This window comes from Enterobacter sp. 01-M-02-SI-ECC (assembly GCF_047530595.1).
In the GTDB taxonomy this organism is placed as follows: Bacteria; Pseudomonadota; Gammaproteobacteria; order Enterobacterales; family Enterobacteriaceae; genus Enterobacter; species Enterobacter cloacae_M.
The window spans coordinates 336,084-356,836 of the sequence record NZ_JBLKCZ010000002.1; the positions used below are offsets into that span (position 1 = coordinate 336,084).

Annotated in this window: 17 protein-coding genes and 1 pseudogene; 10 read left to right on the forward strand and 8 right to left on the reverse strand. The window is 55.8% G+C overall.

The window, feature by feature from the left end:
• Positions 1–91 precede the first annotated feature (91 nt).
• Positions 92–991 carry a LysR family transcriptional regulator gene (locus ACMWLG_RS04700; protein ID WP_045403159.1) on the forward strand — a complete coding sequence of 300 codons (900 nt, stop codon included), beginning with the start codon at positions 92–94 and terminating at the stop codon, positions 989–991.
• On the opposite strand, the gene ACMWLG_RS04705 is transcribed toward ACMWLG_RS04700, so the two are convergent.
• From ACMWLG_RS04705 to ACMWLG_RS04720, 4 genes are all read right to left on the reverse strand, one after another.
• Positions 966–1,754, reverse strand: a complete 789-nt coding sequence (locus tag ACMWLG_RS04705; protein WP_045356695.1) for a substrate-binding domain-containing protein — start codon at positions 1,752–1,754, stop codon at positions 966–968. The genes ACMWLG_RS04700 and ACMWLG_RS04705 overlap by 26 nt on opposite strands.
• Positions 1,751–3,064, reverse strand: coding sequence for an MFS transporter (locus ACMWLG_RS04710; protein ID WP_045356692.1), 1,314 nt, complete (start codon positions 3,062–3,064; stop codon positions 1,751–1,753). The genes ACMWLG_RS04705 and ACMWLG_RS04710 overlap by 4 nt, the downstream gene beginning before the upstream one ends.
• Before the next feature lie 282 nt (positions 3,065–3,346).
• On the reverse strand, positions 3,347–4,996 hold the full coding sequence (fumA, locus tag ACMWLG_RS04715) for a class I fumarate hydratase FumA (protein ID WP_045403163.1): 1,650 nt from the start codon (positions 4,994–4,996) through the stop codon (positions 3,347–3,349).
• A 53-nt stretch (positions 4,997–5,049) separates the two neighbouring features.
• Complete coding sequence (locus tag ACMWLG_RS04720) at positions 5,050–6,558, reverse strand: anion permease (protein ID WP_072254576.1); 1,509 nt, start codon at positions 6,556–6,558, stop codon at positions 5,050–5,052.
• 604 nt (positions 6,559–7,162) lie between these two features.
• Between ACMWLG_RS04720 and ACMWLG_RS04725 the strand changes: the two genes are divergently transcribed.
• Entirely contained in the window at positions 7,163–9,943 is a 2,781-nt protein-coding gene (locus ACMWLG_RS04725; protein ID WP_045403170.1) for a flavocytochrome c, read from the forward strand.
• Positions 9,944–10,037: 94 nt separating this feature from the next.
• Positions 10,038–11,000 carry an FAD:protein FMN transferase gene (locus tag ACMWLG_RS04730; protein ID WP_023312325.1) on the forward strand — a complete coding sequence of 321 codons (963 nt, stop codon included), beginning with the start codon at positions 10,038–10,040 and terminating at the stop codon, positions 10,998–11,000.
• On the opposite strand, the gene dcuR is transcribed toward ACMWLG_RS04730, so the two are convergent.
• Together dcuR and ACMWLG_RS04740 are read right to left on the reverse strand one after the other, a co-directional pair.
• Positions 10,981–11,700: a two-component system response regulator DcuR gene (gene dcuR, locus ACMWLG_RS04735; RefSeq protein WP_023312324.1), complete on the reverse strand. Its 720-nt coding sequence runs from the start codon at positions 11,698–11,700 to the stop codon at positions 10,981–10,983. The two genes, ACMWLG_RS04730 and dcuR, sit on opposite strands and share 20 nt — an antisense overlap.
• Complete coding sequence (locus ACMWLG_RS04740; RefSeq protein ID WP_045403177.1) at positions 11,697–13,313, reverse strand: sensor histidine kinase; 1,617 nt, start codon at positions 13,311–13,313, stop codon at positions 11,697–11,699. Before ACMWLG_RS04740 ends, dcuR begins: the two co-directional genes overlap by 4 nt.
• Before the next feature lie 164 nt (positions 13,314–13,477).
• Between ACMWLG_RS04740 and ACMWLG_RS04745 the strand changes: the two genes are divergently transcribed.
• Positions 13,478–14,341, forward strand: a complete 864-nt coding sequence (locus tag ACMWLG_RS04745) for an N-acetylmuramic acid 6-phosphate etherase (RefSeq protein ID WP_045403180.1) — start codon at positions 13,478–13,480, stop codon at positions 14,339–14,341.
• Between the two features lie 54 nt (positions 14,342–14,395).
• On the opposite strand, the gene ompC is transcribed toward ACMWLG_RS04745, so the two are convergent.
• Positions 14,396–15,538: a porin OmpC gene (ompC, locus tag ACMWLG_RS04750; RefSeq protein WP_045403184.1), complete on the reverse strand. Its 1,143-nt coding sequence runs from the start codon at positions 15,536–15,538 to the stop codon at positions 14,396–14,398.
• A 284-nt stretch (positions 15,539–15,822) separates the two neighbouring features.
• Between ompC and ACMWLG_RS04755 the strand changes: the two genes are divergently transcribed.
• The 4 genes and pseudogenes from ACMWLG_RS04755 (at position 15,823) to ACMWLG_RS04770 (ending at position 18,472) form a co-directional block, all read left to right on the forward strand.
• Entirely contained in the window at positions 15,823–16,524 is a 702-nt protein-coding gene (locus ACMWLG_RS04755; RefSeq protein WP_045403187.1) for a phosphohydrolase, read from the forward strand.
• Positions 16,525–16,585: 61 nt separating this feature from the next.
• On the forward strand, positions 16,586–18,001 hold the full coding sequence (locus ACMWLG_RS04760; RefSeq protein WP_045403190.1) for a DNA cytosine methyltransferase: 1,416 nt from the start codon (positions 16,586–16,588) through the stop codon (positions 17,999–18,001).
• A gap of 19 nt (positions 18,002–18,020) precedes the next feature.
• Positions 18,021–18,142 (forward strand): annotated as a pseudogene (locus ACMWLG_RS04765) (very short patch repair endonuclease); the annotation flags it as partial.
• A 168-nt stretch (positions 18,143–18,310) separates the two neighbouring features.
• Positions 18,311–18,472: a hypothetical protein gene (locus ACMWLG_RS04770; protein WP_406943461.1), complete on the forward strand. Its 162-nt coding sequence runs from the start codon at positions 18,311–18,313 to the stop codon at positions 18,470–18,472.
• Here ACMWLG_RS04770 and yedA read toward each other — a convergent pair.
• Positions 18,444–19,358 carry a drug/metabolite exporter YedA gene (yedA, locus tag ACMWLG_RS04775; protein ID WP_045403193.1) on the reverse strand — a complete coding sequence of 305 codons (915 nt, stop codon included), beginning with the start codon at positions 19,356–19,358 and terminating at the stop codon, positions 18,444–18,446. The genes ACMWLG_RS04770 and yedA overlap by 29 nt on opposite strands.
• A gap of 178 nt (positions 19,359–19,536) precedes the next feature.
• On the opposite strand from yedA, the gene ACMWLG_RS04780 reads away from it, so the two are divergent.
• Positions 19,537–20,448 (forward strand): DUF808 domain-containing protein, encoded by a 912-nt coding sequence (locus ACMWLG_RS04780; protein ID WP_023312316.1) that lies wholly within the window; start codon positions 19,537–19,539, stop codon positions 20,446–20,448.
• A gap of 78 nt (positions 20,449–20,526) precedes the next feature.
• Complete coding sequence (locus tag ACMWLG_RS04785; protein ID WP_023312315.1) at positions 20,527–20,709, forward strand: YodC family protein; 183 nt, start codon at positions 20,527–20,529, stop codon at positions 20,707–20,709.
• Positions 20,710–20,753 lie beyond the last annotated feature (44 nt).

The following is a 20,753-nucleotide window of genomic DNA, read 5'->3' on the forward strand; positions in this document are numbered from 1 at the left end:
GTATTTCAACACTGCGCCGGTTGCGGTGGGTCAATAAGACGCTATTATTTTTGACTTTGCTGCGTATTCCCCGACAGGACATCCAGACGCTATGCCCGTGAATTTTGACCTTAACGATCTTTATGCTTTCAGAGCGTTAGTGGAATACGGTAACTTCCGTGTCGCCGCTGAATCTATCTGCTTATCCCAGTCGGCGCTGAGCCGCAGGATTGAAAAACTGGAAGCCGCGCTGGGAAACCGGCTGTTTGACCGTACCACCCGCCGCGTGGCCTTAACGTTATACGGGCAAAACTTTGCTGAACGCTCCGCGCAGCTGCTCGACAACGTTGAGTCAATGCTGGCGGATGTCGATAAGGTCAGCGAAGAGCGGACGGGGCTGATCACGGTTGCCACGGTACCGTCCGCGGCCTGTTACTTTATGCCCGATGTGATCCGTCGTTTTCAGTCTCGCTATCCGCGCGTTCGCATTAAGCTCATCGACAGCAGCGCGGGGAATGTGATTGACGCCGTGGCCCGAAGCCAGGCGGATTTTGGCATCAGCTTCGCAGGAAACCTGCCGTCTGACATCGAATTTTTCCCGCTGGTGGAGGATGTCTATGTTGCGGCGTGCCGAAAGGATCACCCGCTGGCGCAGAAGAGTCATCTGACGTGGCAGGCCTTTTACCAGCAGGATTATATCTCCCTCGATAAAACGTCAGGTAACCGTAACCTGCTCGATCGGATGCTGGGGGATATCGTTCCCGACCGCCCTAGCGTATGCGAAACGCGCCACGTTACCACGATGCTCGGTATGGTAGAGGCGGGGATCGGCATTGCTGCCGTTCCCGCCATGTCGATGCCGACGTCAGAGCACACGCTGCTGACGCATCTGCCGCTGGTGGCGCCGGAAGTGAAACGCACCGTGGGGCTTATCCGGCGCCGGGGGCGCATCCAGTCCTATATTGCGGCTGAACTGGAAAAACAGATCACCGAGCAGTATCGCCGGACGTAACGGGGATCATTCCCGTCTTCTGGATGACGTCCCTGGAGGGCGGTGAGGCGAGATAGGTTAGCAGCGCTTTCCCCTCCGCGGGATATTCTGCGTGACGGGTGACCGCACCCGCGAAGCGCGTGATGTACTGCAGATTATCCGGGATTTTCCCGATAAAGGTGACGCCCTGAACCGGCAGCAGCTCGCTCACCTGCTGGAAACCGACGGTGTATTTTCCTTTCGCCACTTCTGAGGCGACCGGGATACGCTCGACCATTGTCGCTTTATCCGCCACTTCCTTTTCAATCCCCAGCTTTTTGAACAACGTCTGGCTGACGTACCTGCCGCTGGCGCTGTCAGAGTAGGCGATGGAGCTGGCCTGCAGCAGCGTTTTACGCAGAGCCGCCTCGCTGCTGATATCAGGGACATCCGCCCCTTTTTTCACCACCATGCCAACGGGGGAGTCCGCGAGTTCCGTTCGCGAACCCGGCTGGGTCTGGCCGGCTTTTTCGAGCTTCTCCAGCGCATCGCCCACCATAATCACCACGTCGGCTTTCTCGCCGCGCGCCAGTCGGTTTGGGATCGCCTGCGGCGTAGCGCCCATTGAGGGTCCGGGGATAATCACGATTTTATCCCCGGTCCGGCGTTCATAGTCCGGGGCCAGCTTTTCCAGGGCGGCCTTGAAGCCGCCTGAAATCATGACCTTCACGTCCTGGGCACAGGCATTAACGCTCAGAAGCGCCAGCACCAGCGCGCTGGCGGTAAAGCGATAGGTGCGTTTCATACTGCCCCCTGTGACTTGACGGTGTTTTGCAGCGATACCGCGCGGCGGCGGTAGAGGTAGAGCGTGGCCAGCAGGGCACACACGGCAGCGAAACTCATCCAGTAGCCAGGCGAGGCTTTGTCACCGGTGTATTCAATCAGCGCGGTGGACATGACCGGGGTAAAGCCGCCAAAGACCGCCGTTGCCAGGCTGTAAGCCAGAGAGAACCCCGCCACGCGCACTTCAGCAGGCATAATCTCCGTCAGGGCCGGGATCATCGCGCCGTTGTACAGGCCGTAGAGGAAGGAGAGCCACAGCAGCACGATCAGCATCATGGAGAAGCTGGGCGCGCTCGCCAGCAGCGTCAGGGCAGGGTAGCTGGTCGCCAGCGCAAGCAGGGCCATGGCAATCAGCACCGGCTTGCGCCCGAAGCGATCCGACAGCGCGCCGCCCACCGGCAGCCAGATGAAGTTAGAAATCGCCACCAGGAGCGTGACCAGCAGACTGTCCGAGGCGCTGAGCATCAGCACCTTTTTGCCAAAGGTGGGGGCGTAGACGGTGATCAGGTAGAACGCGGTGGTGGTCATCGCTACCATCAGCATGCCTGCGACCACCACCTGCCAGTTGCCGAGCAGCGTTTTAAAGACCTGACGCATCTCCAGATGCTGGCGGCGCGCGCTGAACTCTTCCGTCTCCTCCAGCTTGCGGCGCAGGAAAAAGATAAACGGCACGATTAAGCAGCCGAACAGGAACGGGATGCGCCAGCCCCATTCGCGAATGGCGCTCTCCTCCATCAGGGCATTCAGGGCAAAGCCCATCGCCGCGGCGACCATAATGGCGACCTGCTGGCTACCGGACTGCCAGCTGGTGTAAAACCCTTTGCGCCCCGGCGTGGCGATTTCAGCCAGATAAACCGAGACGCCTCCAAGCTCCGCACCGGCGGAAAAGCCCTGCAGCAGACGGCCCGTCAGCACCAGCAGCGGCGCCCACAGACCGATGCTTTGATAAGAGGGGATAAGCACGATCAGGAACGTCCCCGCCGCCATGATGGAAAGCGTGACGATTAGCCCCTTTCTGCGCCCCACCTTGTCGATATATGCGCCAAGCACGATGGCGCCTATTGGACGCATCAAAAAGCCCGCGCCGAAGACGGCGAAGGTCATCATCAGCGACGCAAATTCACTGCTTGCCGGGAAGAACGTGTGGGCGATGTAGGTGGCATAGAAGCCGAAAAGAAAGAAATCGAACTGCTCAAGAAAGTTGCCGGACGTCACGCGAAGTATGGCGCCCGCTTTCGAGCGTACGGTTGCAGGTGAGGTTGAGGAAAACATGGTTATCTCCAGTTTATTGTTGACGTTTTACGCGTCTGTTTTTGAAAACTGGATCAGGATGAGGAAATAGATAAGCGCAAATGCCGCATCGGCTGATGCACTTTTTGCATGAATAGCCTTCGCGGGATAAATACAATTAATGACAACAATAACTTAACAATTAATTGATTTTTTATTCACCACGTTTTGCTAAGTGGCTGATATCACGGTTTTGTGACATGACGCAGGCGCATGTCTTTCTGCGACTGCCGGGCAGCGTTGCGCCACCCGGACTGTCTCAACCTAGCGCTGTGAACAACCCGCGCACTGTTTGTTCTGGATCTGCTGGAAGAAATCGTTGCCTTTGTCATCCACCAGGATAAACGCCGGGAAGTTCTCGACTTCAATTTTCCAGATGGCTTCCATTCCCAGCTCCGGATATGCGACGCATTCCAGGCTCTTAATGCTGTTTTGCGCCAGCACCGCCGCCGGGCCGCCAATGCTGCCCAGGTAGAAGCCGCCGTGTTTATGACAGGCGTCGGTTACCTGCTGGCTGCGGTTGCCTTTCGCCAGCATGATCATGCTCGCGCCGTGGGATTGCAGTAAGTCCACATACGAGTCCATACGGCCAGCCGTGGTCGGGCCGAGTGAGCCAGACGCGTAGCCTTCCGGCGTTTTGGCCGGGCCTGCGTAGTAAATCGGATGATCTTTAACGTACTGCGGCAGTTCTTCACCGTTGTCGAGTAGCTCTTTCAGCTTCGCGTGGGCAATATCGCGCGCCACGATGATGGTACCGTTCAGCGACAGGCGGGTAGAGACCGGGTGCGCGGAAAGCTGTGCCAGGATCTCCTTCATCGGCTTGTCCAGATTGATGCTCACCACGTCGCCTTCGCCCTGCTGGCGCAGTGATTCAGGAATATACTGGCCCGGGTTGTGTTCCAGCTTCTCAATCCAGATCCCGTCGCGGTTGATCTTCGCTTTAATGTTGCGGTCTGCGGAGCAGGAGACGCCCATGCCGATTGGGCAGGAGGCGCCGTGGCGCGGCAGGCGGATCACGCGGATATCGTGGGCGAAGTATTTACCGCCGAACTGCGCGCCGAGGCCGAGGTTCTGCGCTTCCTGGAGCAGTTCCTGTTCGAGCTGAACGTCGCGGAACGCCTGGCCGTGTTCATTACCTTCCGTCGGCAGCGCGTCGTAGTAGCGCGTGGAAGCGAGCTTCACGGTTTTCAGCGTGGCTTCCGCTGACGTACCGCCAATCACAAACGCGATATGGTAAGGCGGGCAGGCCGCAGTGCCCAGGGTGCGCATCTTCTCAACCAGGTAGTTTTTCAGCTTCGCCGGGGTGAGCAGCGCTTTGGTTTCCTGATAGAGGTAGGTTTTGTTGGCAGAACCGCCGCCTTTTGCCATGCACAGGAATTTGTATTCGTCCCCGTCCACGCTGTAGAGATCGATCTGCGCGGGCAGGTTGGTGCCGGTATTCACCTCTTTATACATGTCCAGCGCCGCATTCTGCGAGTAGCGCAGGTTATCTTCAATGTAGGTGTTATACACGCCCTGGCTCAGCGCCGCTTCGTCACCGCCGCCGGTCCAGACGCGCTGGCCTTTTTTGCCCATGATGATCGCGGTGCCGGTATCCTGGCAGGTTGGCAGAACGCCTTTTGCGGCAATTTCAGAGTTACGCAGGAACTGCAGGGCAACGTATTTGTCGTTCTGGCTGGCTTCCGGGTCGTTGAGAATGGCGGCAACCTGCTTCTGATGGGAAGGACGCAGCATAAACGCGGCATCATGGAAGGCCTGCTGCGCCAGCAGGGTCAGGGCTTCCGGCTCCACTTTCAGCACTTCCTGACCGTCGAATTCGGCAACGGAGACGTGCTCTTTGGTCAGCAGGTAGTATTCGGTGTCGTCATGGGAAAGAGGGAAGGGGTTCTGATAAAAAAACGGTTTATTCGACATAGTATTGCTCCACAAAAATAAAACCGCCGGAGGAAACGTCCGGCGGTCAGGAATCAGAACATCATGGACATCCACGGATAACCAATCAGCAGCAGGGCCGCCAGGAAGATGGCACCGAAGATGGTGCCGAGGCGCCAGTAGTCTTTGGTTGGCAGGTAGCCGCTACCGTAGTAAATCGGGCTTGGGCCAGTACCGTATGGGGTGATGATCCCCATCACGCCCAGCGAAGTCACCATCAGCAGAACGAACACTTCCATATTCATGCCAGGGATGGTGGAGGCGATGGTCAGCATCGCTGGCAGCAGCGCCGTGGTGTGCGCTGTGGTGCTGGCAAACAGGTAGTGCAGCAGGTAGAACGCCAGCAGCAGAACGATGGTCGCCACGCCCGGAGAGATACCGCTCATCAGCAGACCGCCTTCTTTACCTAACCAGCTGATAAAGCCGGTAGAGGAGAGGCCATCCGCCAGCGCAACCAGGGTGGCGAACCAGACGAAGGTGTTCCATGCGGCCTTGTTACCGGTGATATCGTTCCACTCCAGCACGCCGGTCCACAGCATCAGACCGACGATGAGCAGGGCCGCCATGGCAGGCTCAATCCACGCGGCGGCGAAGATCCACATCAGCAGAGCACAGCACACGAACACCAGCAGCAGAATTTCGTTGCGGGACAGTTTGCCCAGTTTTTCCAGCTCGCGGGTCGCCCACAGCGGCACTTCGTTATTCACTTTGACTTCTGGCGGGTAGAACCAGTAGGCCAGCAGCGGCATGGTCAGAATCAGCAGGATACCCAGCGGCAGGAAGGCGAGGAACCAGGTGCCCCAGGAGATATCAATCCCAACCGTACTTTTCACCAGCGCCAGGGCCAGCAGGTTTGGCGCGAGGGCGGAGAGGAACATTGAGCTGGTGATACAGGCGGCGGTGATCGCCACCCACATCAGGTATGAACCAATCTTACGCGCGCTTGGGTCATTAGGTTTTGAACCGTACAGCGGCGGCAGGTTAGCGATAATCGGGTAGATGGTTCCGCCGCTGCGCGCGGTGTTGGACGGGGTGAACGGTGCCAGCAGCAGGTCAGCAAACGTAATGGCGTAACCGAGCGTCAGGCTGCGACGGCCGAGGTACTTCACCAGAATCAGCGCCAGACGGCGGCCGAAGCGGGTTTTGTCATAGCCTGCGGCGAACATAAAGGCACCGAAAATCAGCCAGACGGTAGAGTTACCAAACCCGCTCACCGCCCATTTAAAGGAGGCGCCCGCCAGTTTGAATTTCGGGTCAGCCAGTTGATCGGGGCTGAACAGCACCCACTGGCTGCACAGGGCGATGGCGACCACGCCGGTCAGGCCGATCACCGCACCCGGCAGCGGTTCGAAGATCAGACCGACGATCACGCCGACAAAGATGGCGAAGTAGTGCCATGCGTAAGGCGGCAAGCCGTCAGGAACGGGAACAAACAGCAGCAGTACGGCGACGATGACGGGTAGCGCCATCATCAGCAATCGTTTTGCGTTTCCATTTGATGCCTGGTTCGCCACAGGGGGCGTTACAGCAGTTTTTGTATTCATAGTTTCACGTCTTAAGTTGTCAAAAATTCGGTCACAATGAAAAGGCACTTTATTTAGTTTCTTTGCTTTTTTTAGTTATTAAAGGTGCTTTCTTGTATTTTCAGTAATAACGATTTAACACGTTTTTGTGTGCGCTAAATTAAAAAATGATGATGTTTTTATATTGCGCTTTTGAATGCCATAACTATTGATCGCGATCAAAAAAATAGAATTGCAGCGTTATTTTTATGCTTTTATTAATAACCACTCTGGCGTATGTGGTTATTGCCTTTTTTTGGCATATTTTTTATCATTTTTTTAACAGGTTAGATTTTGGTGTGTTTGTAGAGTATTGTTTTTATTGATTTTAATTTTGTTTTGGTGAATTGGTTTTACCATTAATCATTTAACGAATTTTAAATTATTGTGAATGGCTGAATTACAATTGCTAACACCAATGTGTTATTTGTGTTATCGAAGGGATTAAATAGTTTTTTAACTAACGTAATAACTTTAGAAACTAAAAAAATCATTATATTAATATCATGACATCGGCAAATAACGACGAAATAAAAAATCAATCCGATAACGAATTCTTAATTTTTAAAAGTTTGGAGTTTCTATTATGAGCACTAACGAACGCATTCTTAGCCCTTTCACATTACCGAATGGTACTGAACTGAAAAACCGTTTGTTAATGGCCCCTATGACAACCTGTACCGGCTATTTTGACGGCACCGTCACCAGCGAGCTGGTGGAGTACTATCGTGCCCGTTCCGGCAGCATTGGCACCATCATTGTGGAATGCTGCTTCGTCGACGATCTCGGTCTCGCCTTCCCGGGTGCCATCGGTATTGATAATGACGAGAAAATCGCCGGGCTGGCGAAAATCGCAGAAGCCATTAAATCCAAAGGATCTAAGGCGCTGCTGCAGATCTACCACGGCGGCCGCATGGTTGACCCGAAACTGATCGGTGGCCGCACCCCGGTTGGCCCGAGCGCCGTAGCCGCGCCGCGTGAAGGTGCCGCAACGCCGGTTGCTCTGACCGCAGAAGAAGTGGAAGGCATGATCGGCAAGTTTGGTGAGGCGGTGCGTCGCGCCATCCAGGCCGGTTTCGACGGCGTGGAAATCCACGGGGCAAACACCTATCTGATTCAGCAGTTCTACTCACCTAATTCAAACCAGCGCGATGACGAGTGGGGCGGCAGCCGCAATAACCGCGCGAAGTTCCCGTTGGCCGTGCTGGACATTACCCACAAAATGGTGCGCCAGTACGCGGACGACGCGTTTATTATTGGCTACCGCTTCTCCCCTGAAGAGATGGAAGTCCCGGGCATCCGCTTTGACGACACCATGTACCTGCTGGAAAAACTGGCGGCGCGCGGCGTGGACTATCTGCACTTCTCCGTCGGCGCGACCCTGCGTCCTTCCATTGTCGACACCCAGGATCCAACCCCGCTTATCGAAAAATACTGCGCGATGCGTTCTGAAACGCTGGCGCAGGTTCCGGTCATGGGCGTGGGCGGCGTGGTGAATGCTTCCGATGTGAATGAAGCGCTGGACCACGGTTACGACCTGATTGCCGTTGGCCGCGCCACCATCGCTTATCCGGACTGGACAGACCGCATTGCGGCCGGGGAAAGCCTGGAGCTGTTTATGGACAGCACCAAACGCGAAGAGCTCAGCATTCCTGAACCGCTGTGGCGCTTCTCGCTGGTAGAAGCGATGATCCGCGACATGAGCATTGGCGAATCCAAATTCAAACCGGGTACCTTTGCAGAGAAAGTGCAGGATGACGCTAACGAACTGGTGATTAACGTCAGTCTGGAAACCGACCGCATTGCGGACATCGAACTGGCCTCCGGCCCGAGCGAAGACGTTGAGTTTGTGACCAGCTTTGAAGAGATCCGTACCCGCATTCTGGATGCCAACACCCCGCACGTGGATGCTATCACCGGCGCAACCAGCCAGAGTGAAGCGGTGAAGAAAGCGGTCTCTAAAGCGATGCTGAAATCCAGCAAAGCGCTGGCCGCGGAAGAGGGCGTCGACCCGAACGAAACCCGCAGCGTGGACGTGGTCGTTGTCGGCAGCGGCGGCGCCGGTCTGGCGGCAGCGATCCAGGCTCACGACGAAGGCGCGAGCGTGCTGATTGTCGAGAAAATGCCGACCATCGGCGGGAACACCATTAAAGCCTCTGCCGGTATGAACGCCGCCGAAACCCGCTTCCAGCGCGTGAAGGGCATTCAGGACAGCAAGGAGCTGTTCTATCAGGAAAGCCTGAAAGGCGGCGGCAACAAGAACAACCCGGAACTGCTGCGTCGCTTCGTCGAAAACGCGCCGCAGGCAATTGAGTGGCTGGCAACGCGTGGCATCATGCTGAACGACATCACCACCACCGGCGGGATGAGCATCGACCGTACTCACCGTCCAAAAGACGGTTCTGCGGTGGGCGGCTATCTGATCAGCGGCCTGGTGCGTAACGTCAACAAACGCAACATCGAGGTGATGCTGGATACCTCCGTCAGCGACATTATCTTCGAGAACGGCGAAGTGACCGGCGTACGTCTGACCACCGAAGAGAACGAAACCGTCACCGTGGCAACCAAAAGCGTGATTGTCGCCACCGGTGGTTTCAGCGCCAACAGCCAGATGGTGGTGAAATACCGTCCGGATCTGGAAGGGTTCGTCACCACCAACCACAAAGGGGCAACCGGCGGCGGCATCGCGCTGCTGGAGCGCATCGGGGCGGGTACCGTGGATATGGGCGAAATTCAGATTCACCCAACCGTTGAGCAGAACACCTCGTACCTGATTTCCGAATCCATTCGCGGCGGTGGGGCGATTCTGGTCAATCAGAAAGGGGAACGCTTCTACAACGAAATGTCGACCCGCGATAAGGTCTCGGCGTCAATCATCGCGCTGCCGGAGAAATACGCATACATCGTCTTTGACGAGCACGTACGTGCCAAAAACAAAGCCGCGGATGAGTACATCGCAAAAGGTTTCGTGACCAGCGCCAGCTCGCCAAAAGCCCTGGCTGAAGCGCTGGGTATGGATTACCACGCTTTCCTCGCGACGCTGGAACGTTACAACGGCTTCGTTGAAAAACAGCATGATGACGATTTTGGTCGTACCACCGCGCTGCGCGCGCCTATCAATGAAGGGCCGTTCTACGCCATTCAGATTGCACCGGGCGTGCACCACACCATGGGCGGCGTGACCATAAACACCGAAACCTGCGTGCTGGACAGCAAGCACAACGTGCTGCCAGGCGCGTTTGCGGCCGGTGAAGTGGTCGGCGGGATCCACGGCGGTAACCGTATCGGCGGTAACGCAGTGGCAGATATCATTATTTTTGGTACGCTTGCAGGACATCAGGCGGCTATGCGTTCGAAAAAGCAGTAAGGCCCCTGTGTTGTAGGCCGGATACGTGCAGCGTTATCCGGCATTTTCCCCGGCGGCGCGGTGCCTGCCGGGGCTACATCTGAGGACTCCAGTCATGCCTGATGACCATCGCGTTTACAGTTATTCCGCCGTCCTGATGGGCTCACCCATTCTCCTGAAACTCTTCTCCCACGATGAAGCCCTCGCGTCCCGCGTGTTTCGCCTGATCAAACAGTACGAAGATCTGCTCACCGTTAATCGCGCGCACTCGCAGGTGATGGACATCAACCATGCGGCTGGCCAGCATCCGGTTACCGTCAGCCGGCCGGTGTTTGAGCTGATCCGCTGTGCAAAAGCGGCAAGCCTGTTCAGGGACAGCGCCTTTAACCTGGCGATAGGTCCGCTGGTGAAGCGCTGGAAAATTGGCTTTCAGGGGGACAGCGTTCCGCCTGCGGAGGAAATTGCGTCGCTGCTGGCGATAACCCGTCCTGAAGATGTCCTTCTTGATGAGGCCAGCAGCAGCGTGTTTCTGACCAGAGCGGGGATGGAGATCGATCTGGGGGCCATTGCCAAAGGCTATATCGCCGACAGGGTGCGTGATTACCTGCATAAAGAGGGCGCTGAGCTGGGGCTGATCAACCTCGGTGGAAACATTCAGACGTTAGGCTCGCCGGAAGGGGGCTGGAGCGTGGGGCTGAAAAAACCGTTCGCCGGGGATGCGCTGATCGGCACGATGACCGTAGAGAACCTGTCCGTCGTGACGTCTGGAACCTACGAGCGCTACTTTGAGCAAAACGGCAAGCGCTATCACCATATTCTCGATCCGCGCACCGGCTATCCGCTGGACAACGAGCTGGACAGCGTGACGATTGTTTCGAAAGACTCTATTGACGGCGATATCTGGACTACGCTGATGTACGGCATGGGGGTAGAGAAGGGCTGCGCTGTGCTGCGCTCTCGTCCTGATATCGAAGCGATTTTTGTGACCAAAACAAAAGAAGTGGTGATCTCATCGATGCACCACTTCCGTTTTACCCTGCTGGATAATGACTACCGCGTTACTGACAGTATTGCTTGAGCAGGCCGGTCTGCTCCGGCTGGAGACGATAGCGATACACCGGACGCCCGGTGGCACCGTAATGAATGCTGGTGAACAGAATGTTGATTTGCGCGAGCCAAATCAGGTATTTACGGCAGGATACGCGGGAGATATTGACGGCGTTAGCCAGGTCATCGGTAGAAAATTCCGTCTCCGGGTGAGCGTCAATCCACTGGCAAATCGTGCGCAGCGTTTGCGGCGTTAACCCCTTCGGCAGCTTTTTACTGTCCGCCAGTTCCGGCGCCCCACCGTGGATCAGCCGGTCGACGTCGGCCTGCTCATAATACTGGTGCGAACCCATCAGGCTGTGCTTTGCCTTCCAGCCGTTCAGCGCCTCTTCAAAGCGCGGGAACTGGAACGGCTTGATCAGATAATCCACCACCCCGTAATGGATAGAGGTCTGGATCGTGGCGGCGTCGGCAGCCGACGAGATCATAATCACATCGATTGGGCGCCCGGATGCGCGAATAACGGGCAGCAGATCCAGCCCGTTATCCTGCTGCATATAGACATCCAGCAGCACCAGATCGACAGGGTGCCCGGGGTTATTAATGATGGCCTCGGCCTGGTTTAGCGTGGAGGCGACGCCGCAGCAGCTAAAACCTTCAACACGGTTGACATACAGACGGTTGAGGTCGGCTACCATGGCGTCATCATCGACAATTAATACATTTATCACGCGATATTCCTCTCGCTATCCCAGGGGATGTGAACAAAAAATTGGGTAAAAACGCCGGGCTCAGACTCGACGGTGATATCACCGCCGAGGTTCTGGATTTGCTGGCGCGCAAGGAACAGCCCAACGCCGCGGTTTTCACCTTTTGTTGAGAAGCCCTTTGTAAAAATAGCCTCCAGCTGAGCGGGATCAATGCCGGGGCCATCGTCGCTCACTTCGCAGCTGAGCCAGCCGTTCTGATAATGCAGCAGCAGGCCGATCTCACCTTCCTGCTGTCCTTCCATCGCGTCGAGCGCGTTTTCAATGAGGTTACCCAGCACGGTGATCAGCACCGCGACCTGCTCTTCGCTCGCGGTATCCGGTATCTGGCATTCATCCGCCAGCGTCAGGGTGACGCCCGCTTCTTTCGCCCGATTGATTTTACCCAGCAGGAACCCGGCAATAACCGGGGATTTTACCTTGCTCTGTATCGTACCGATATCCGTCTGGTAATTATGTGCCGTCTGGATGATGTACTCTTCCAGCTTGTCGTAGCGCTTCATGTGCAGCAGGCCCAGGATCACATGCAGTTTATTCATAAACTCGTGCGTATGGCTGCGCAGGGCATCGACGTAGTTAACCATGCCATCAATACGCTGCATCAACTGGCTGATTTCCGTTTTATCACGGAAGGTGGTGATGGCGCCGATCACCCGATCCTGGCTTTTAACGGGCACCATATTGCACAGCAATAGACGCCCGTTACAGCTGATCTCCTGATCCTGGCGCGCGGCGCCCGTCTTTGAGACTTCGCGCAGGCTGGCCAGCAGGGGGGCGCTGGCGTTTTCGGTCTGCTTGCCGGAGGGGAGAAGCAATATTTCTCTGGCGGTCTGGTTGATCATCGTCACGCGCCCGTGAATATCGACGGCCAGCACCCCCTCGCGAAGCGACTGCAGCATCGCCTGACGCTGTTCGAACAAGGCGGAAATTTCGTAAGGTTCGAGCCCGAACAGGATGCGTTTCAGTACCCGCACCAGACCCCAAATCGCCATGGAGCTCATAAATATACTGAACAAAATGGTCCAGACGGCGTTGAGCCGTCCGCGGGCAATCTGATCTTCCACTTTTTTGAGGGAGATACCGACTACCACCACGCCGATCTGGTCGTGCTGGCTGTCGTAAACGGGGGTGAAGACGCGAAGCGCTTCGGCGAGGGCGCCACGGTTTACGGAGACATTCTCTTTACCTTCCAGCGCAGGTTCCAGGTCGTTGCCAATAAAGTGCAGGCCGATGAGGGCTTCGTTCGGGTGCGAGTAGCGAATTCCCCGCATGTCGGTCACCACGGTGAGCAGCAGATCGTTGCGTTGGGTGACGGCTTTGGCGATGGGCTGAATGATGTCCGCCTGGGGTGGCTGCATCAGGCCGCGCTGGATCTCCGGGCTGTTGGCCAGCGTTCTGGCGATACCCAGAGCCGTATCTTTAACATCATCGCGGGTCGCCCGGGTGATTTGTACGGAGTAGAGCGCAAAGACCACCAGCAGCACAGAGGCAATAATCGCGCACACCATCAGCGTGACCAGGGTGTTCAGCTTCATGGGTCGCTTGCGCGTCGTAAGGAAAGGCTGCAAATCGCTCATTAACACTCCGCGATAATTAAGAAAGGGGTAATTATCGCCGATGACGCGCTTTTCTTAAAGCCATGTAAAGGCGTGGATTTGGTCCCCTTTTCGTGACCCTCCTCGCAGGTCGTCTATATAAAACACTTTATAGTGTGTGGGTACTCATAATAAGGAGGCTGTTTATGAGCATTATGCTTACCGGTTCGGTCAAGGAAAGACGGCACGCCAGCACGATGAATATTGATAGATTGTCCACGCTGGACATGCTGAAAGTCATTCACCAGGATGATGCACTCATTTCTGCTGCTATTACCCCCTGTCTAGATGCTATTGCCCGCGTGGTGGACAACGCCGCCGCGACGCTCAGCCACGGCGGTCGCCTGATTGTTGTTGGCGCGGGGCCGTCAGGGCGCGTAGCGCAACAGGTTGCCGATGAATATGCGCCGGGCAAAACTCCTGTTATGGCCGTTACGGCACAAGATGGGGAAGGGAGCTACGAGCGCGGCGTTGCCGATCTGCAGGCCATCAAGTTTGGTGAACACGATATGATGCTGGCCGTGACCGTCAGCGGAAAAACGCCGTGGGTCTGGGGGGCAATGCGTCATGCGTGGTCGCTGGGTTCACCGGTCGCCATTGTTACCGGTGATGCGCAAAGCGAAGCCGCGCAGCTGGCAAGCATGGTTATCGCTCCGGAGCTGGGGGCCGATGTCGTCGCAGGCTATATCAACACTAAAGCGGGGATCGCGCAAAAAATGATCCTCGCGATGATCGCCACCGGGCTGGCCGTCCGCACCGGACGGGTTTACAGCAACCTGCGCGTGGATCTTGAGGCAAGCGCGACCAAATGGGCTGAACGGCAAATTGCGATTGTAATGGAAGCGGGGGGATGCACACGGGCCGAGGCAAAAGCCGCGCTGGCGAGCTGTAACCATAACTGTAAAACGGCGGTATTGATGGTGCTGACAGGGCTGGATGCATGGAAAGCCCATGAGCTGCTGGCGCAGAATAACGGGTTTATTCGCGTGGCGCTGCAGGAAGCGCCGTAATTTAAAGTGAAGATATAAAAAAGGCCGCAGTTGCGGCCTTTGGTATTTTGGGGATTAGAACTGGTAGGTCATGCCTACGCCAACGATGTCGTCGGTGGAAATACCGTATGCATCATATAGCGCTTCGTCCTGATCCAGCATGTTGATTTTGTAGTCAACATAGGTGGAGAAGTTCTTGTTGAAGCTGTACGTCATGCCCAGGTCGATGTAGTTAACCAGATCCGGATTGAATCCTTTACCGTCCAGGTCTTTACCTTTTGAGTAGACCCATGCCAGGGAAGGGCGCAGACCGAAGTCGAACTGGTACTGGGCTACCGCTTCAAAGTTCTGGGTCTGGTTGGCGATACCAAAGTTACCGATTGGCGTCATGTTGCGGGTTTCCGCATACATCATCGCCAGGTAAACGCTGTTTGCATCGTATTTTGCGCCCACGGTCCAGGCTTCAGCTTTATCGCCACCCGCATAACCTATGCCTTTCGCGGCTTTGCCGTAAGCAACCTGCTCGTTAGTACGGTCAGAAGACGAGTACGCCGCACCCAGACTCAGGCCTGAGAGATCGCCAGCAAAGTCATAGGAGGTAGACATACCGAAGCCGTCGCCGTTCTGGAAACGAACATCGTCATGGCCGTTTTTCGTGCCTTCCTGATCTTCTGTTGCATCCTGGCCTTCGTTCGTACCCTGATACTGCAGCGCGAAATTCAGACCCTCAACCAGACCGAAGAAATCCTGGTTACGGTAGGTGGCCAGACCGTTAGCACGACCGTTCATAAAGTTATCGGTCCAGGTGTAAGAGTCACCGCCAAATACAGGCAGCATATCGGTCCAGGCTTCTACGTCGTACATGACGCCGTAATTACGACCATAATCAAATGAGCCGTATTCGCCATATTTCAGGCCAGCATACGCCAGGCGGTTGAACGATTTGTTACCCGCGCCTTCGGTATCGTTAGCGAAGGTTTTGTATTCCCACTGACCGTAACCGATCAGGTCGTTAGCGATCCGGGTTTCGCCTTTGAAGCCAACCTGCACATAGGTTTCGTCGCCGTCGTCGCCGGGGTTGTCAGAGAAGGTATGACGCGCGTCGACTTTGCCGTACAGGTCAACTTTGTTGCCGTTTTTGTTGTACATTTCAGCCGCATTGGCTGCGCCTGCCATTAATAATGCGGGTACCAGAATTGCCAGAACTTTTCTTTTCATTATATATTCCCTTTAAATATAATTTACATGAATATATGTAATCAACCTCCGTAATTACAGGCTTGATACTATTCCAGGGAATGTTATTTAGTTTCGAAAATAAATGTAATTAAATTCTAATAAACATTTCCAGATATTTCTATTAATCTCTTTATTTTTCCTGTGAATTAATTCATTGAATTTATATGGTGTAATTATTATTAAGTATTTCGTGATTCTATTTTTAAATTGATTTAATTCGTCTATGTTATAATTCATGCACTTTTAAACAACAGGATATGACGATGGAACTTGTCCGGTGGCAGCAGCGATTTGAGCGCTGGCTCGAGGAAAACCACAGCACCGACGATACCGCACATGATATTTCGCATTTTCGTCGGGTCTGGATGACGGCGCAAAAAATCATGGCTGACCAGGCGGTGGAGCCGCTGGTGATCCTGACCGTATGCTATTTCCACGATATTGTCAGCCTGCCGAAAAACCATCCCGAACGCGGCCGGTCATCCCAGATGGCAGCGCGCAGGACGTGTGACATTCTGCGCCGCGACTTCCCTGATTTTCCGCCAGAGCACGCAGCCAGCGTCGCGCACGCGATTGAGGCGCACAGCTTCAGCGCCGGAATTGCGCCGCAGAGCATGGAAGCCAAAATTGCGCAGGACGCAGACCGGCTGGAAGCGTTAGGCGCTATAGGTCTGGCGCGCGTCTTTGCCGTCTCGGGCGCGCTGGGCGTGCCGCTTTTTGATGCTGACGATCCCTTTGCCGATGCGCGTATCCTTGACGATCGTGCGTTTGCCCTGGACCATTTTCAGACCAAGCTGCTGCGATTGCCTGATACAATGCAAACGGAAATGGGCCGCGAGCTGGCACGTCACAATGCCGATTTCCTGATCCAGTTTATGGCGAAACTCAGTGCCGAATTACACGGTGACTGCATCGGGCTGGATAGCCAGGTGTTGAGCCGCTTCCGTCGCAGTTTGCGCAACTGAACTGTGGTAATCTGTTCCCAGTCTTTACTCTCCGGTTAAAAGAATGCAGGAAAATCTATCAGTGACAGAGCCCGCGCCCGAGCAGGCTGAGAAATCAACGGCAACGGTGCAGGCGTTGCTGCACCAGCTGTTGGATATCTATGATGCTAAAACGCTGGCCAATATGCTGGTGGCGCACGGCGAGAGCCACTGGAGCCCGGCGATCCTTAAGCGTCTGCTGACCAGCGAACGCGCAGGGCGTCGCCTGAGTGAAGGCGAGTTTCGTTATCTGCAAAACCTGCTTCCGCGTCCTCCTGCCGCGCATCCGAACTATGCCTTCCGCTTTATCGATCTGTTTGCCGGTATCGGCGGTATCCGACACGGTTTTGAAGCTATCGGCGGACAGTGCGTGTTTACCAGCGAGTGGAACAAGCATGCCGTCCGGACCTACAAGGCCAACTGGTACTGCGATCCGCACGAGCATCATTTCAACGCGGATATCCGCGATGTGACCCTGAGCCATAAAAGCGGCGTGAGCGATGAACAGGCCGCCGAGCATATTCGCCAGACGATCCCGGCGCATGACGTGCTGCTGGCCGGCTTCCCTTGTCAGCCCTTCTCGCTGGCCGGTGTCTCCAAAAAGAATGCACTCGGACGCGCCCACGGTTTTGCCTGCGATACCCAGGGAACGCTGTTTTTTGATGTGGCGCGCATCATCGATGCCTGCCGCCCGGCCATCTTTGTGCTGGAAAACGTCAAAAATCTAAAGAGCCACGACGGCGGAAAAACCTTCCGCATTATCATGCAGACCCTGGATGAGCTGGGTTATGACGTGGCCGACTCGCAGGACATGGGCGCGGACGATCCCAAAATCATTGATGGGAAACATTTTCTGCCCCAGCATCGCGAACGTATCGTGCTGGTGGGGTTCCGCCGCGACCTCAATCTCAAGGGTGATTTCACCCTGCGGGATATCCCGTCTCTGTATCCAGAGCGTCGTCCTACCGTGGCCGACCTGCTGGAACCTGTCGTTGACGCGAAATTTATTCTTACCCCGGTGCTGTGGAAATACCTCTACCGCTATGCCAAGAAACATCAGGCGAAGGGCAACGGCTTCGGTTTTGGAATGGTAAACCCCAACGATCCGCACAGCGTGACCCGCACGTTGTCCGCTCGATACTATAAGGACGGGGCAGAGATCCTGATCGACCGAGGCTGGGACAAGGCGCTGGGTGAAAAAGATTTCGACGATCCGCACAACCAGCGTCACCGTCCGCGACGCTTAACGCCGCGGGAATGCGCCCGGTTAATGGGATTTGAGACCCCGCAGGGCTACCGCTTCCGCATTCCGGTTTCGGATACTCAGGCGTACCGCCAGTTTGGTAATTCGGTGGTGGTTCCCGCGTTCGCGGCCGTGGCAAAACTGCTGGCCTCGCGCATCAGACAGGCGGTGGCACTCCGTCAGGGTGAGGCCGTCAATGACGGATGTTCACGATAAGGCCACGCGCAGCAAAAATATGCGTGCCATCGGCACGCGTGACACCGCCATCGAAAAGCGCCTGGCCGGGCTGCTGACGCAGGCGGGGTTTGATTTCCGCGTGCAGGATCCCGCGCTTGCGGGTCGCCCCGATTTCGTCATCGACGCCTGGCAGGCATCATCTTTACCCACGGCTGTTTCTGGCATCACCACGACTGCTACCTGTTTAAAGTCCCCGCGACGCGCACCGATTTCTGGCTGGATAAAATTGGCAAGAACGTCGAGCGCGACCGCCGGGATCTCAGCGCGCTGATTGCGCAGGGCTGGCGGGTGCTGATCGTCTGGGAGTGCGCGCTGAGAGGCAGATTAAAACTGAACGATACCGATCTGACCGAACGGCTGGAAGAGTGGATCTGCGGCGGCGGCCAGACCGCGCAGATCGACACGCAGGGTATTCACCTGCTTACGGTTTCTCCACCTCGCAAGGCGTGACCACAGGTTTTGCGGGCAGTAAATATTTGCCCAGGGTGACCAGCACGACGGCAAACACGATGATCCCTAAAGCAATCCATTCCACAGGTGAGAGCGTTTCTCCCCCCAATCCCGTTCCGAGCAGCACGGCCACGACCGGGTTGACGTAGGCATAGCTGGTCGCGACAGCCGGGGAGACGTTGCGGATCAGGAACATATAGGCGTTAATGGCGATGATGGAACCAAACAGCGCCAGGTAGCCTACCGCCAGAAAGCCCGACAGAGGCGGCAGGGTCGTCAGCTTTTCTCCCGTCAGCGTGGAGGCGAGCAGCAGCACAATTCCGGCGGCAAGCATTTCAATCGCCCCCGCCATCATGCCGGTCGGCAGTTCGATACGCGAACCGTAGACGGAACCAAACGCCCAGCTCATCGAGCCAATCAGGATGATGATTGCGCCCCACGGATTCCCGCTCAGGTTACCGCCGCTGTTCAGCAGAATGATACCGGCAAGGCCAATACCAATCCCCAGCCATTCCAGCTTGCGGGTGCGGATACCAAAAAGGCGGCTAAAGCAGAGGGTAAATAGCGGTACGGTGGCAACGACCACGGCGGCGATCCCGGACGGTACGTTCTGGTGCTCGGCAATCGTTACAAACCCATTTCCCACCGCCAGCAGCAGCAGGCCGATCAGGGCGGCATTCATCATCGGGCGCAGCGGGGGAAGTTTATGCCCGCGCAGCAGCAGGAAGGCCAGCAGCAGCACGCCAGCCGAGAGAAAGCGGATGCCAGCCATCATCAGTGGCGGCCAGCTTTTCACGCCGATGCGAATGACAAAGTAGGTTGAGCCCCAGATGATGTACAGCGAAAAGAGTGCCCCAATGAGCGGTAGCAATTGCCGGAAACGCATAATCCCTCACGACGAAATAAAAAGGTCGCTGATAGTAAACGCGAAAACTATCGCGCTGGCGAGCCCTTTAATTGTGTAGCTGATGTGAATTTTTTGTTGACGCGAGGTGGGTGTTTCCGGGTTTGCGCTTTTGCTCCATACTATTCACTTAATTACCAAAAAATGAAGGATTAAGATTTTGGCAGGAAGTAGCTTATTAACATTGCTGGATGATATTGCGACCTTACTGGATGACATTTCAGTGATGGGTAAACTGGCGGCGAAAAAAACTGCAGGCGTGCTGGGAGATGATTTATCGCTTAACGCCCAACAGGTGAGTGGGGTAAGGGCTAACCGTGAACTCCCGGTGGTGTGGGGCGTGGCAAAAGGCTCCTTCCTGAATAAGGTGATTCTGGTGCCGCTGGCGCTGCTGATCAGCGCGTTTATTCCCTGGGCCATCACGCCGCTGCTGATGATTGGCGGGGCGTTTCTCTGCTTCGAGGGCGTAGAGAAGGTCCTGCACTCCTTTAGCGCGCGCAAGCAGAGCGATACGCCGGAGATGCGCCAGCAGCGTCTTGAAGCGCTGGCCGCTCAGGATCCGAAAACCTTCGAGCGCGATAAGGTCAAAGGCGCTATTCGGACCGACTTTATCCTCTCCGCGGAGATTGTCGCCATTACGCTGGGTATCGTGTCTGACGCGCCGCTCCTGAATCAGGTTCTGATCCTCTCCGGCATCGCCATTCTGGTCACCGTCGGCGTCTACGGCCTGGTGGGACTGATCGTCAAGCTGGACGATATTGGCTACTGGCTGGAAGAGAAAACGAGCGCGGTGGCAAGAGGCATCGGCAAAAGCCTGCTGGTGCTGGCCCCGTGGCTGATGAAGAGTTTGTCGGTGGTAGGCACGCTGGCGATGTTCCTCGTGGGTGGCGGGATCGTGGTTCACGGTATCGCGCCGCTGCACCATGCTATCGAACATTTTTCCTCGGCGCAGGGGGCCGTGGTCGCGGCAATTCTGCCCACGCTGCTGAATCTGGTGCTGGGCTTTATCATTGGCGCTATCGTGGTTGCGGCAGTTAAGCTGGTTGAAAAAATACGCGGCACGTCGCACTAATTGTTACCCGTTGTGGGATGCAAAAAGACCATTCCTCGTCTAAATTGAAACAGTTTCACCCTGATACAGGAGGCAGGTATGGTCTTTTTGGTCAGTGATGAAGTTAAGCCTAAGAAGGGCGGCCCACGTATGATTGTGACCGGCTATTCCAGCGGAATGGTGGAATGTCGGTGGCACGATGGCTATGGCATCAAGCGGGAAGCATTTCGTGAAGATGAGCTTCAGCCGGGGGACGGGCAGCACCAGCGGGACAAGGCTTAATCACATAACGCCCGGCTTTGCCGGGCGTTTTTATCTCCAGTACC